This is a genomic window from Stenotrophomonas sp. CASM106 (assembly GCF_049384825.1).
GTDB classification, from domain to species: Bacteria; Pseudomonadota; Gammaproteobacteria; order Xanthomonadales; family Xanthomonadaceae; genus Stenotrophomonas; species Stenotrophomonas muris.
This window is the reverse complement of sequence record NZ_JBMRFS010000004.1, coordinates 467,634-481,419: the sequence shown is the minus strand read 5'-3', so window position 1 is coordinate 481,419 and position 13,786 is coordinate 467,634. Positions and strand designations below refer to the sequence as shown.

Annotated in this window: 13 protein-coding genes; 4 read left to right on the top strand and 9 right to left on the bottom strand. The window is 67.0% G+C overall.

From position 1 onward, the window contains the following. Positions 1 to 14: 14 nt before the first annotated feature. Positions 15 to 632, bottom strand: a complete 618-nt coding sequence (locus tag VG556_RS12775; RefSeq protein WP_100450694.1) for a CDP-alcohol phosphatidyltransferase family protein — start codon at positions 630 to 632, stop codon at positions 15 to 17. Positions 633 to 840: 208 nt separating this feature from the next. On the opposite strand from VG556_RS12775, the gene purH reads away from it, so the two are divergent. Together purH and purD are read left to right on the top strand one after the other, a co-directional pair. Further along, positions 841 to 2,424, top strand: coding sequence for a bifunctional phosphoribosylaminoimidazolecarboxamide formyltransferase/IMP cyclohydrolase (gene purH / locus VG556_RS12770; protein WP_423179990.1), 1,584 nt, complete (start codon positions 841 to 843; stop codon positions 2,422 to 2,424). 61 nt (positions 2,425 to 2,485) lie between these two features. Continuing rightward, positions 2,486 to 3,769: a phosphoribosylamine--glycine ligase gene (gene purD, locus VG556_RS12765; protein WP_100450695.1), complete on the top strand. Its 1,284-nt coding sequence runs from the start codon at positions 2,486 to 2,488 to the stop codon at positions 3,767 to 3,769. A gap of 78 nt (positions 3,770 to 3,847) precedes the next feature. On the opposite strand, the gene VG556_RS12760 is transcribed toward purD, so the two are convergent. The 8 genes from VG556_RS12760 to rhlB all read right to left on the bottom strand — a co-directional run bounded on the left by VG556_RS12760 (position 3,848) and on the right by rhlB (position 10,959). Further along, on the bottom strand, positions 3,848 to 4,180 hold the full coding sequence (locus VG556_RS12760; RefSeq protein WP_100450696.1) for a helix-turn-helix domain-containing protein: 333 nt from the start codon (positions 4,178 to 4,180) through the stop codon (positions 3,848 to 3,850). After that, the gene (locus tag VG556_RS12755; RefSeq protein WP_033834072.1) at positions 4,164 to 4,547 is read right to left on the bottom strand and encodes a type II toxin-antitoxin system RelE/ParE family toxin; all 384 of its coding nucleotides are present in this window, start codon (positions 4,545 to 4,547) and stop codon (positions 4,164 to 4,166) included. Before VG556_RS12755 ends, VG556_RS12760 begins: the two co-directional genes overlap by 17 nt. Before the next feature lie 175 nt (positions 4,548 to 4,722). Then, a complete protein-coding gene (rpoH, locus tag VG556_RS12750) occupies positions 4,723 to 5,598 on the bottom strand; it encodes an RNA polymerase sigma factor RpoH (protein ID WP_005411269.1) in 876 nt (291 codons plus the stop codon). Between the two features lie 278 nt (positions 5,599 to 5,876). Next, positions 5,877 to 6,590 carry a uracil-DNA glycosylase gene (gene ung / locus VG556_RS12745; protein ID WP_006397704.1) on the bottom strand — a complete coding sequence of 238 codons (714 nt, stop codon included), beginning with the start codon at positions 6,588 to 6,590 and terminating at the stop codon, positions 5,877 to 5,879. Further along, positions 6,587 to 7,429, bottom strand: coding sequence for a response regulator (locus tag VG556_RS12740; RefSeq protein WP_019660837.1), 843 nt, complete (start codon positions 7,427 to 7,429; stop codon positions 6,587 to 6,589). Before VG556_RS12740 ends, ung begins: the two co-directional genes overlap by 4 nt. Positions 7,430 to 7,436: 7 nt before the next feature. Continuing rightward, positions 7,437 to 8,384 carry a permease-like cell division protein FtsX gene (gene ftsX / locus VG556_RS12735; RefSeq protein ID WP_032961674.1) on the bottom strand — a complete coding sequence of 316 codons (948 nt, stop codon included), beginning with the start codon at positions 8,382 to 8,384 and terminating at the stop codon, positions 7,437 to 7,439. 3 nt (positions 8,385 to 8,387) lie between these two features. Beyond that, positions 8,388 to 9,074: a cell division ATP-binding protein FtsE gene (gene ftsE, locus VG556_RS12730; protein ID WP_014648630.1), complete on the bottom strand. Its 687-nt coding sequence runs from the start codon at positions 9,072 to 9,074 to the stop codon at positions 8,388 to 8,390. 163 nt (positions 9,075 to 9,237) lie between these two features. After that, positions 9,238 to 10,959, bottom strand: coding sequence for an ATP-dependent RNA helicase RhlB (gene rhlB / locus VG556_RS12725; protein WP_049439326.1), 1,722 nt, complete (start codon positions 10,957 to 10,959; stop codon positions 9,238 to 9,240). A gap of 508 nt (positions 10,960 to 11,467) precedes the next feature. Here rhlB and trxA point away from each other — a divergent pair. Together trxA and rho are read left to right on the top strand one after the other, a co-directional pair. Next, the gene (trxA, locus tag VG556_RS12720) at positions 11,468 to 11,797 is read left to right on the top strand and encodes a thioredoxin (RefSeq protein ID WP_005411275.1); all 330 of its coding nucleotides are present in this window, start codon (positions 11,468 to 11,470) and stop codon (positions 11,795 to 11,797) included. 227 nt (positions 11,798 to 12,024) lie between these two features. After that, positions 12,025 to 13,770, top strand: a complete 1,746-nt coding sequence (rho, locus tag VG556_RS12715) for a transcription termination factor Rho (protein ID WP_046429862.1) — start codon at positions 12,025 to 12,027, stop codon at positions 13,768 to 13,770. Positions 13,771 to 13,786 lie beyond the last annotated feature (16 nt).

Below are 13,786 nucleotides of genomic sequence, written 5' to 3'. Positions count from 1 at the left end.
TTGTATCTGCTTGATTAATTCGGCGAAACCGCTGCTTCCCGCAGTCCGCGACGGACGCGGTTGATCATGGTCAGCATGCACAGCACCGCCATGGCCGCAGCCACGCCAGTGACCGTCATCGCGCCAACCCACTCAAACGCCAGCAGCAGACCCAGCACGCCGACGACGAAGGCGCGGTCACTCTTGCCCATCGGGCCGTCATAGCGGCGGCTGGCACCGACCATCAGCCCCAGCACCCCGGCGTACTCGCTCAGCGCCGCCGTCAAGGCCAGCAGCCACAGCACTTCCGGGCGCACGCCCGGCACGCTGAGCAGGCTCAGGTACAGCGCCGCATCGGCGATCACATCGCACAGCTCGTTCAGATAGGCGCCCAGCCGCGACTGCTGGCCGAACTCGCGGGCCAACATGCCGTCCACGGCGTTGAGCGCCATGCGCAGCAGCATCCACAGCGGCAGCAGCAGGTACAGCAGGGGCTGGGCCGGCGCGCAGCACCAGACGGCGGCAGCCACCAGCAGCGAGACCGCGGCCGCGGTCAAGGTCACCGCATTGGCGGTGATCCCCATGCGGTACAGACCGCGTACGGCCGGACGCAACAGGTCCTGAAAACGTCCTTTCAATGCATAGATCGACACGATCCGAACCCGCTGATCCTTGGCAGTTCCGGCACAGCCTACCCGATTGGAGCAGCGCGCCCCATCGAATTGCTTGCGGACCGTCCCCGGCCAGGCTGTGCTGAAGGCGGCCACAGGCCGTGGGTGCGGGTCGATTTTCCCCGCCGGCGCCCGCCACCGGCCCCCACCGCCTACAATATCGGCCCCGCTCCGCTGCCGATTCTGTCCCATGACTGCTGATCTGTTGCCCGTCCGCCGGGCCCTCCTCTCCGTTTCCGACAAGACCGGCCTGGTCGAGCTGGCCACTGCGCTGGCGGCACGCGGCGTGGAGCTGTTGTCCACCGGCGGCACCGCCAAGGCGATCCGCGATGCGGGCCTGGCCGTGAAGGACGTGGCCGAGGTCACCGGCTTCCCGGAAATGATGGACGGCCGGGTCAAGACCCTGCACCCGATGGTGCACGGCGGCCTGCTGGGCCGCTCCGGCCTGGATGACGCAGTGATGGCCGAGCACGGTATCGGTGCCATCGACCTGCTGGTGCTGAACCTGTACCCGTTCGAATCGGTCACCGCCCAGGCCGACTGCACCCTGGCCGACGCGGTCGAGAACATCGACATCGGCGGCCCGGCCATGCTGCGCTCGGCGGCCAAGAACTTCGCCCGCGTGGCGGTGGCCACCGATCCGTCGCAGTACGCCGAGCTGCTGGCCTCGCTGGAGGCCAACAACGGCCAGCTTACGGCGGCCACCCGCTTCGCATTCTCGGTGGCCGCGTTCAACCGCGTCGCCCAGTACGATGCGGCGATCAGCAACTACCTGTCGGCGGTCACCGCCACTGACGCCGCCGTGCCGGCCCGTGCCGAGTACCCGGCGCAGATGAACTCCACCTTCGTGAAGGTGATGGACCTGCGCTATGGCGAGAACCCGCACCAGAGCGGCGCGTTCTACCGCGACCTGTACCCGGTGCCGGGCACGCTGGCCACCTTCCAGCAGCTGCAGGGCAAGGAGCTGAGCTACAACAACCTGGCCGACGCCGATGCGGCGTGGGAATGCGTGCGCCAGTTCGATGCGCCGGCCTGCGTCATCGTCAAGCACGCCAACCCGTGCGGCGTGGCCGTCGGCGCCGGCAACGGCGATGCCTACGAGCTGGCCTACGCCACCGACCCGACCAGCGCCTTCGGCGGCATCATCGCCTTCAACAAGCCGCTGGATGCCGCCACCGCCAAGGTGATCCTCGACCGCCAGTTCGTCGAAGTGCTGATCGCCCCGGACTACGAGCCGGCCGCGCTGGAGTACGCGCAGAAGAAGGCCAACGTGCGCGTACTGCGCATCCCGCACGGCGACGGCCTGAACAACTTCGACAGCAAGCGCGTCGGCTCGGGCCTGCTGCTGCAGTCCTCGGACAACCGCGGCATGACCCGCGACGAACTGAAGGTGGTCAGCAGGCTGGCGCCGACCGACAAGCAGTTCACCGACCTGCTGTTTGCCTGGAAGGTCGCCAAGTTCGTGAAGTCCAACGCGATCGTCTATGCCAAGGACAACCGCACCATCGGTGTCGGTGCCGGCCAGATGAGCCGCGTGTACTCGGCCCGCATCGCCGGCATCAAGGCCGCCGATGCGAACCTGGTGGTCGATGGCTCGGTGATGGCCTCCGACGCTTTCTTCCCGTTCCGCGATGGCATCGATGCCGCTGCAGCCGCCGGCATCAAGGCGGTCATCCAGCCGGGCGGTTCGATGCGCGATGCCGAAGTGATCGCCGCCGCCGACGAACATGGCCTGGCCATGGTGTTCACCGGCGTGCGCCACTTCCGCCACTGATCCGCATCACCAAGCCGGGCCCTGCCCGGCTTTTCTCTTCCGTACCCGAGAACCCTGTCCCATGAAGATCCTCGTCATCGGCTCTGGCGGCCGCGAACACGCCCTGGCATGGAAGCTGGCCCAGTCCTCCCGTGTCACCGAAGTGATCGTGGCGCCCGGCAACGCCGGTACCGCCAGCGAAGACACGTGCCGCAACGTGGCAGTCAAGGTGACCGATATCGACGGCCTGCTGGCGTTGGCCCAGGCCGAAGGCGTAGCGCTGACCGTGGTCGGCCCGGAAGTACCGCTGGTGGCCGGCGTGGTCGACCGCTTCCGCGCCGCCGGCCTGCGCATCTTCGGGCCAACCGCCGCCGCCGCGCAGCTGGAAGGCAGCAAGGCCTACGCCAAGGACTTCCTGGCGCGCCACAACATCCCCACCGCGTACTACGCCGTGCACAGCGACGTGGACGCCGCGCTGGCGTATGTGCGCGAGAAGGGCGCACCGATCGTGGTCAAGGCCGATGGCCTGGCCGCCGGCAAGGGTGTCATTGTCGCAATGACGTTGGCCGAAGCTGAAGACGCCGTGCGTGACATGCTGTCCGGCAACGCGTTTGGCGATGCCGGTGCGCGCGTGGTCATCGAGGAATTCCTCGACGGTGAGGAAGCCAGCTTCATTTCGATGGTGGACGGCGTGCATGCGCTGCCGATGGCCACCTCGCAGGACCACAAGCGCGTCGGCGACGGCGACACCGGCCCGAATACCGGCGGCATGGGCGCCTATTCGCCGGCCCCGGTGGTGACGCCGGAGGTGCATGCACGGGTGATGCGCGAGGTGGTGAACCCCACCGTGCAGGGCATGATCGCCGACGGCATCCCGTTCACCGGTTTCCTCTACGCCGGCCTGATGATCGATGCCAGCGGCGCACCGAAGGTGATCGAATTCAACGTGCGCTTTGGCGACCCGGAAACCCAGCCAGTGATGCTGCGCCTGCAGTCGGACCTGGTCGAGCTGGTGGAAGCGGCCATCGATGGCCGCCTGGATGAGGTCGAAGCGCAGTGGGACGCGCGCCCGTCGCTGGGCGTGGTGCTGGCGGCCAGGCCGTACCCGGAAGCGCCGATCACCGGCGACGTGATTTCCGGCCTGGACGACGTGCCGGCCAGTGCCAAGGTGTTCCATGCCGGTACGGCATTGGATGCTCAGGGCCACGTGGTCAGTGCGGGCGGTCGCGTGCTGTGCGTGGCCGCACTGGGCGACAGCGTGCGCGACGCGCAGGCCAATGCCTACGCCGGCGTGGCCAAGGTGAGTTGGGCCAACGCGTTCCACCGCAACGACATTGGCTGGCGCGCGATCGCACGCGAGGGGTGAGGCACACCCCCGCTTCCATGCATGGCGCGGATTGAATACCACGGTAAAGCAAAGGCCCGGCATTGCCGGGCCTTTGCTTTACAGGACTGCTTCGAGACCCTTCCGATCAATCAGGTTCAAAAGCTTCAGCGACGGCCCGCTCGGCTTCTTCTCGCCCTGTTCCCAGCTACGGACCGTCGAAACGCTGGTGTTGAGCAAACCTGCGAACACCGGCTGGCTAAGTTCCAACGACGTGCGAAGTGCACGGATCTGGGCGCTGCTGTATTCGGGCACAGGCTCCAGACAAAGCGCCTCGTACATGCTCATGCGCCGCTTGTCGATGAAGCCGCTGGCGTAAAGGCCCGCCGCGCCTTCATGCACCGCATCGAGGATCGCACTCTTTGCACGTCTATGTTCAACCGTCTTTGTCATGGCAAATCTCCTGCAGTTCTCCGCAGATAACTGCCCTGTCCAACTGTGCAGGGCTCATTCTCAAGAACTCAGACGCATACAGCTGAAGGGCATCCCGTTCCGCACTACTGATGGTCGCGCGCGCGTTCTTCTCGTAGCAGAAGAGAAAGAACCAGTAGCGCCCCACCTTGGTTGCGACAATAACGCGGGCGCTACCGCGCTTTCCGCGGCCCGGCAGCGCAACTCGCTTTTTGAGAAGGCCGCCCCCTATGTCTGCATCAATCAGTCCTTGACGCATTTCCACCACCGCGCGGCACAAGGCTCTATCGGTCAGTGAAGAACGTCGTGTACTGCGGTTGAAGCTTCGGGTGCGGAAGACACGTGACATGATCATACCGTGCCACCGAGTGGTACGGCGTGAAAATCAGCGTCCAGCGCATGCTGCGGTCGGCGCAGCTGCCGCCCTGGCGTCAGGATTGATCCACGCCATGCGTGGATGCGCTCCAAAAACAAAAAGGCCCGGCATCACCGCCGGGCCTTTCTTCATTCCAACGCCTTCCCGCTTACGCGGTGAACAGCGCCTTCATCTTCTTCAGCGCGTTCGCCTCAACCTGGCGGATACGCTCGGCGGACACGCCGTACTCGTCGGCCAGCTCCTGCAGCGTCACCTTGCTGTCGGCGTCCAGCCAGCGACGGCGGATGATGTCGCGCGAGCGGGCATCCAGTTCGGCCAGGCCTTCGCGCAGCAGCTGCATCTGGTTGTCTTCGCTGTCCTCGCGCTCGTAGGCCATCGACGGGTCTTCGTCATCGGCAACCAGGAACGCAGCCGGCGACGGCGGTGCGTGTTCGTTGTCCTCGTCGGTCGGCGCGTCGAAACCGATATCGCGGCCGGACAGGCGCGACTCCATTTCCATGACTTCGCGCTCGGACACGTTCAGGTCCTTGGCCACCGCGCTCACTTCCGCCGCGTTCATCCAGCCCAGACGCGTCTTCGACTTGCGCAGGTTGAAGAACAGCTTGCGCTGCGCCTTGGTGGTGGCGACCTTCACGATGCGCCAGTTCTTCAGGATGAACTCGTGCATCTCTGCACGGATCCAGTGCACGGCGAAGGAGACCAGGCGCACGCCCATGTCCGGGTCGAAGCGCTTGACCGCCTTCATCAGGCCGATGTTGCCTTCCTGGATCAGGTCGCCCAGGGCAAGGCCGTAGCCGTTGTAACCGCGGGCCACGTGCACCACGAAGCGCAGGTGCGAATGCACCAGCTCGCGGGCGGCGTCCAGATCGTTGCCGTCGCGGAAGCGACGGGCCAGGTCCTGTTCGTCATCGACCGACAGCACCGGGATCTGGTGCACGGCACCGATGTAGGCGTCCAGCGAACCGAGCGCACTGGGAATCGGGAGATTGTTTGCCACAAGGGCAGTAGAGGTGTTCTGGCTCATAGGCACCCATCTTAGCAGTCCGGCAATTGGACTGCTAAAGGAGGAAAAAGTTCCAGCGTCCCATTGATGCAACACTGGTCCCAAACAGAGCCCTACCGTAGCGCGATTTGATGACAGTGGCGAGCACGCTTTTCGGGATTCACAATCCCTTGGAATTCAAGCAATTACCTGCCGTAAAGCGGCCGATTCCGGTCAAGCGGAGCTGAACGGGCCGTTCTGAAGGCCCATTCAGGCCCGGGAACGTTGCCCGCTGTTCAGGCCCAGCGGCCCGCCGGCCCTCAGAGTGCCGAGCGCGGCGGCAGCGACCAGTCGATCGGGGCTTGGCCGCGGCGCTGCAGGTACTCGTTGGCCATCGAGAAATGACGACAGCCGAGGAAGCCCCGATGGGCCGAAAGCGGCGACGGATGCGGCGACTTCAGCACGCGATGGCGGCGGGTGTCGATCACCTTGCCCTTCTGCTGCGCATAGGCGCCCCAGAGCATGAACACCAGCCCTTCGCGCTCGCGGTTGAGCACATCCACCACGTGGTCGGTGAAGCCTTCCCAGCCACGACCCTGGTGCGCACCGGCCTTGCCCTCTTCCACCGTCAGCACCGCATTGAGCAGCAGCACGCCACGCTGCGCCCACGGAATCAGGCAGCCGTGGTCCGGACGCGGGATACCGAGATCGCTCTCGATCTCCTTGTAGATGTTCAGCAGCGACGGCGGCACCGGCACGCCCGGCGGCACCGAGAAACTCAGGCCATGTGCCTGGCCGCGACCGTGGTACGGGTCCTGCCCGAGGATCACCACCTTCGCCTGCTCGAACGGCGTGGCGTCGAACGCGGCGAAGATCTGCGGGCCGGGCGGGAACACCGCCGCGCCACTGGCCTTGCGCTGGCGCAGGAAGCTGGACAGCTCGCGCATCTGCGGCTGCAACAGGTAATCGCCGACATGCTGCTTCCAGCTCGGTTCCAGCTGGATCGTCGGGGTGTCGGCTACTTCATCCATCATCGCAACAGAGGTCCATCGTTCAATCGGGCCAGCCTCAGCTGGAACAGCACCTTGGTGACCAGCAGCCGTTCTTCGATCGGCTTGAGCACCAGGTCGTTGGCACCGGACTGCAGCAGCCCGGTCTGGTTGTGCGGGTTGCCATCGCCGGTCATCACCAGCACCGGCAGGCGGCGCTTGCCGTAGCCGAAATCCACGCGCACGCGCTGCACCACGTCGCGACCACTCAGTTCGCCCTTCAGGGTGACGTCGGTCAGCACCAGGTCGATACGGTGGCGACTGCGGCCCAGCGACTCGGCGGTGAGCAGGGTGAACGCTTCTTCGGCGCTGACCACGTGCAGCACGTTCAACTGCTGGCGTTCCAGCATGCGCTTGGTGGCCTCGGCCACCACGCGGCTGTCCTCGATATAGAGGATGGTGGCACCGGGGATGGTCTGCGGCTGCACGTAGCCGCGGATGAAGGTCGCCAGTGCTTCATGGCCGAGCGATTTGTCGAAATAGTCGGTGACGTACTCGGTGAAGCGGCGCTGCTCCAGGTGCTGCTGGGCATCGCCGGAGACCACGATCACCGGCACATAGGCCTGGCCGGCCGCTTCGCGCACCATCCGCGCCAGCGCCAGGCCGTCGCCATCGCGCAGGGTCAGCGAGGTCGTCACCAGGTCCACCGGCCCCTGTGCCAGCGCCTGCTGTGCGTCCTCGATGCTGTCGCAGCCGATCACCTCCACGCCCGGCAGGTCACGCTGCAGGACGTCGGCGATCAGCTTGCGCACCAGCTTCGAGCCATCGACCACCATCACCCGCGTCGCGGGCCCTTCAAGGTGTTTCAGCGCTTGCGGTTGCATGCCGGTCTCAGGTGTCGGTCGGGCGGGTCTGGCGGAGGAAGTGGCCGGTGACCAGCCAGGCGCCCAGCCAACCCAGCAGCAGCGTGCCGAGCAGGACCAGGCCGCCGTGCAGCAGGTCCAGGCCGTGCAGTACGAACGGGCTGCCGTAGCTGCGCGAGAGTTCGGCCAGCGGCATGCGCAGGGCGGCACCTGCAGCGCCGATCAGGGCCAGCGCCACCGCGCCGGCGCCCAGGCCGTACCACGCGCCCAGGTACAGGAACGGGCGGCGGATGAAGCCATCGCTGGCGCCGAGCAGCTGCAGCACGCCGATCTCTTCGCGGCGGGCCTGGATGTCCAGGCGCACCGTGTTGCCGACCACCAGCGCGGCACCTGCGCCGAGCAGGACCGACAGCACCTGCACCAGCCGCGCACCGAAGGCAAGCCAGGCATCCAGTCGCTGGCGCCACAGCGCATCGTGCTGCACCAGATCGGCCTCGGGCAGGCTTTCCAGCGCGCGCGCCAGGCGTGCGTCGTCCTTGCCCTGGCCGGGAGTGATCACCAGCAGCGAAGGCAGCGGATTGTCGTTGAGTGCGTCGATCGCCTCACCCAGGCCGGCATCGCGCAGTTCCTGCAGGCCCTGCTCGGGCGTGCGCACGTTCACTTCGGCCACGTCGTCGCGGTCGCGCAGCTGGCCGGCCAGGCGCAGCGCGCCGGGTGCATCGACGTTGCCCTTCAGGAACACGTTGATGTCGCGCGACTGCTGCACGCTGCCGGCGAACTGCTTGAGGTTGTCCAGCGCGATCGACAGGCCCAGCGGCAGCGCCAGCGCCAGCGCCATGACCATCACCGTCAGCAGGGTCGCCCATGGCTTGCGGCAGGCGCGGCCCAGGCTGAACACCACGCTGTGCACGTGGTGCTGGAACCAGACGCCCACGCGTGAGGGGGCGGCGGCTTCGCTGTTTTCGTTCTTCGCCATCGGTTACTCCGCCAGGTCCTGCGGCGAGATGTCATCCACCAGCCGGCCATGGTCGAGGATCAGCACGCGCTTGCGCATGCGGCGCAGCAGCGGCAGGTCGTGGCTGACCACCAGTACGCTGGTGCCGCGCGAGGGCAGCTCGGCGAACAGGGCCATGATCTCCGCCGCCAGGGTCGGGTCGAGGTTGCCGGTCGGCTCATCGGCCACCAGCAGCTTGGGCTCGCCGACGATGGCGCGGGCGATGCCCACGCGCTGCTGCTCGCCGGCCGACAGCTGCGAGGGCAGCGCCTTCTCGCGATGGCCCAGGCCCATCCGCTCCAGCACCGAGCGCACGCGCTTGCTGATGTCGCCACGGCGGGTGCCGCGCAGGATCAGCGGCAGCGCCACGTTCTCGGCGATCGAGCGGTCCATCAGCAGCCGGTGGTCCTGGTAGACCGCGCCCACCGCGCGTCGGTGGCGGGGCACGTCGCCGCCGCGCACCTTCAGCAGGTTGCGCTCGTCGAACACCACCGCGCCGCGGCTGGGCCGCTCGTCGAGGTGGATCAACTTGAGCAGGGTGCTCTTGCCCGCACCGGAATGGCCGGTGACGAACAGCATCTCGCCCGGCGCGACCTCGAAGCTGACATCGATCAGCGCCTCGTGGCCACCGGCGTACTGTTTGCTGACATTGTCGAAGCGCAGGACACTCATGCCCCGATTATGCAGGAGCGGCGCGACCTCGTGGAGACGGTCGCGCGATAGGTAGTGCCGGCCGCTGGCCGGCAGCCATGTGGGTTGCCGGCCAGCGGCCGGCACTACCGTTCAAAGCCACCCGACCAGCGGTCGGGTGCTACCCGCTGATCGGCAGCGCCGATCAGCTGCCCGACAGCATCCGGCGGATCTTGCGGCCGATGCGGGTCAGGAACGAATCGCCGCTGTCGGCCGCCGTGCGCACCGGCTTGGCCACCACCTGCACCGGGGTCACCGGGCTGGCGCCGTTGCCGGCGTTGGCCTGCACACCCTCGCCACCCTCGACCGGACGGCCGTGGCGACGACGACGGCGCTTGCGCGGCTTGCGTTCGCCATCCACGGCGCCTTCCGGCGCGCCCTCGGCGCGCGGCGGGCGCGGCGGACGCGGAGCCTGGGCGACAGCGGCTTCAGCACCTTCGGCCGGGGCAGCTGCAACCTGCTCGCCTTCCACGCGCGGCTTGCGCGGGCCACGCGAACGGCGCTCGCCGCTGCGCTCACCGTCGCGACGCTCGCCACGGCCACCGCCGGAGCGGCCCCCACTGCGACCACCACCACGGCGCTCTTCTTCAGCGGCGCGGGCTTCGCGCGCTTCACGGAAGATCTGGCCGACGCTCTCGTTCTCCTCACCTTCCTCGCCAGCAGCCGGGGCCGGGCGTTCCGGGCGCGGCAGCGGCGTCAACAGTTCCTTGGTGACCGGCTCGGACGGGATCTTCTGCTCGATGTAGGCCTCGATGTCCGGCAGGCCCATCGCGTAGCGTTCGCAGGCGAAGCTGATCGCATCACCCTCTTCGCCCAGGCGCGCGGTACGACCGATGCGGTGCACGTAGTCTTCGGCGTCGAACGGCAGGTCGTAGTTGTAGACGTACTTGATGCCGTCGATGTGCAGGCCACGCGCGGCCACGTCGGTGGCCACCAGGATTTCCAGCTGGCCCTTCTGGAAGCGGTTGAGCAGGCTCTCACGCTTCTTCTGCGGCACGTCGCCGGACAGCACGCCGACGCGGTAGCCGGCCTTTTCCAGCGAGCGGGCGACGCGCTCGACGAACACCTTGGTATTGACGAACACCATGGTGCGCGCGCCTTCACTGCGCGACAGCAGGCCCAGCAGCAGCGGGATCTTCTCGTCGTCGGCCGGGAAATAGATGCGCTGGCGCACGCGCGCAGCGGTGATGGTCTCGGCTTCGACCACCAGCTTCTGCGGCTCGTTCATGTGCTCGTAGGCCAGCTCCAGCACGCGATGGCTGAGGGTGGCACTGAACAGCAGGGTCTGGCGGATGGTGCGTTCCGGCATGCGGCGCAGCAGGAAGCGGATGTCCTTGATGAAGCCCAGATCGAACATGCGATCGGCTTCGTCCAGCACGCAGATCTCGCAGGCATGCAGCGAGACCACCTTGTGCTGCTTGACGTAGTCGATCAGGCGGCCCGGGGTGGCGATGATCACGTCCACGCCCTGCTGCAGCAGCTCACGCTGCTTGTCGTAATCCACGCCGCCGTAGACCAGCGCGAAACGCAGGCCCAGGTCGGAACCGAACTTCACCGCATCCTTGTGGATCTGGATGGCCAGTTCGCGGGTCGGGGCAAGGATCAGCGCACGCGGATCCTCCGGCTTGCGGTCGGCCAGCGCCGGGCGGGTCAGCAGGCGGTTCACGACAGCGACCAGGAAGGCCAGGGTCTTGCCGGTGCCGGTCTGGGCCTGGCCGGCAACATCACCGCCGGGCAGCGCGACCGGCAGGGTCAGCGCCTGGATCGGGGTGCAGCGGGTGAATCCGGCTCCTTCAAGGCCGGCCTGCAGGGCCGGATGCAGCTCGAAGGAGGAGAAGGTCAAATCGGTCAGCGGTTTGTCGCTCATGAGTCCGTCTTGGTATGGCCGCCGGCCCGTGGGGCGGCTGGCACTTCATCGTCTAGGGGCACCGTCGCAAACTGCGGCCCCTGCGGCGGGTTGGCAGGCTGGGACCACCGGTCCGCGCGCCGCACAATGCCCCAGTTTACCGCACTCGGGCAGGCAAACCGGAATGCAGCGTCTCATGGCATCCAGAGACGCCACCTTCACCCAGCCACACCGGACTTGAACGGCCTGCCCGGGTTCGCTGGTGTCGCCCACTGCCAGCCCCATGTACAGGAAGACAGTGAAATCCGACACATACCGGCCATCGAAGCGATCACGATACGCTGGGTTCCAACCGGCGCCTGTCCCTGCCCTGCGATAGGGGTACACTGCCGGCCGTGAGCGTCCAGGCATCCCGCCGAACGCACCGCGGCAGTGCGCCGCGAGGCAACGACGAGGGTCGCGCCACCGGGCATGGCCCAGTTCACCCACCTCCGGCATGGCCGGGTGCAATCCAAGACGAGAAACCAAGATGAGCGACAAGGTTGTACATGTCGGCGACGCCGACTTCGATAGCGCAGTGCTGAATTCCAAGGAACCGGTGCTGGTCGATTTCTGGGCCGAGTGGTGTGGCCCCTGCAAGATGATCGCCCCGGCGCTGGACGAACTGGCCGATGCCTACCAGGGCCGCGCCAAGATCGCCAAGGTCAACGTCGACCACAACCGCGCACTGGCCGCCAAGTACCACGTGCGTTCGATTCCGTACCTGGTCGTGTTCAAGGACGGCGAGAAGGTCGGCGAGCAGATCGGTGCGGTGGGCAAGGCCCAGCTGGCCGGCCTGCTGGACAAGGCCCTGGCCTGATCCTGCTGTTCCCGGCAGCCGCCGCCCGCGGCTGCCGGCGGGCGCCCCGCGTCCATCATGAATGCTGTTCCCGGCGACCCTTGCATGCCGCCGCAGGCCGATGATAGTGTCGGCATATCCGGCCGCGCTCGCGTGCCGCACCCTCTGGACGCAGTTTCTTCCAGACCCATTCCCAACGTTCGCCGCCCCAGCCGGGCGCTCGCACCTTCAAGCGAGGAATAACGCTCTTGTCCGATAACACTTCCGAAACCGGCAGCGCCGATGCGCCCGCCGAAAAGCGCGTGCGCAAGCCCCGAGTGAGCAAGGCCGCCGCCCCGGCAGCCGCCGAAACCAGCGCCGCTCCGGCGCAACCGACCCTGCCGCTGGCAGCCGCGCCCGAAGCGCCGGCACCGGCTGCAGCCGCCCCCGCGCCGAGCGCGCCTGCCACTGAAGCCCCCGCCTCCGGCGGCGGTGAGGGTGGCGAAGGCCGCGAATCCGGACAGCGCCAGCAGAACCACCAGGGCGGTGGGCAGCACCAGGGCCAGGGTCAGAACAACAACCCCTACAACCAGAACGGCCAGCAGGGCCAGGGCAATCGCCGCGACCGTTTCCGCAACCGTCGCGACCGCGACCGCAACCGCGGTGGCCGCGATGACGGCATGCCGCAGGACGGCGGCGAGCAGCAGCCCTTCGTGCCGCGCCCGCACGCCAACGTGCCCGAGGGCTTCCCGGTCTACTCGCTGAGCGACCTCAAGCGCATGCCGGCACAGAAGCTGCTGGAGATCGCCGAGCAGCTGCAGATCTCCGAAGGCGTGGCCCGTGCCCGCAAGCAGGACGTGATCTTCGCCCTGCTGAAGGTGCTGACCCGCCACGGCGACGGCGTTGCCGCCGATGGCGTGCTGGAAATCCTGCCGGACGGCTTCGGCTTCCTGCGCGCGGCCGAAGCCAGCTACCTGGCCGGCCCGGACGACACTTACATCTCGCCCAGCCAAATCCGCCGCTTCAACCTGCGCACCGGCGACCACATCTCCGGCCGCATCCGCTTCCCGAAGGACGGCGAGCGCTACTTCGCGCTGAACATCGTCGACACCATCAACGGTGAGCCGATCGAAGCGTCGAAGAACAAGGTGCTGTTCGAGAACCTGACCGCGCTGTTCCCGCGCCGCCGCTTCACCCTGGAGCGTGGCAACGGTTCGTCGGAAGACATTACCGGCCGCATCCTCGACCTGATGGCGCCGCAGGGCAAGGGCCAGCGCTCGCTCATCGTGTCCCAGCCGAAGGCCGGCAAGACGATGATGATGCAGCAGGTCGCCACTGCCATCACCACCAACCATCCGGACGTGCACCTGATCGTGCTGCTGATCGACGAACGCCCGGAAGAAGTGACCGAAATGCAGCGCACCGTGCGCGGCGAGGTCATCAGCTCGACCTTCGACGAGCCGGCCGCGCGCCACGTGCAGGTGGCCGAAATGGTCATCGAGCGCGCCAAGCGCCTGGTCGAGCACAAGAAGGACGTGGTGATCCTGCTCGACTCGATCACCCGTCTGGCCCGCGCCTACAACAACGTGGTGCCGAGCTCGGGCAAGGTGCTGACCGGTGGTGTGGACGCCAACGCCCTGCACCGCCCGAAGCGCTTCTTCGGTGCCGCGCGCAACGTGGAGGAAGGCGGCAGCCTGACCATCATCGCCACCGCGCTGGTCGACACCGGCTCGAAGATGGACGAGGTGATCTACGAAGAGTTCAAGGGCACCGGCAACAGCGAAGTGCACCTGAGCCGCCGTATCGCTGAAAAGCGCGTGTTCCCAGCCATCGACATCAACCGTTCCGGCACCCGCCGCGAAGACCTGCTGATCGAGCCGGAACTGCTGCAGAAGATCTGGATCCTGCGCAAGCTGCTGCATCCGATGGATGAAATGGCCGCGATGGAGTTCCTGCTGGACAAGATGAAGAACACCAAGTCCAACGACGAGTTCTTCGGCTCGATGAAGCGCTGATCCACGGCATAGATGG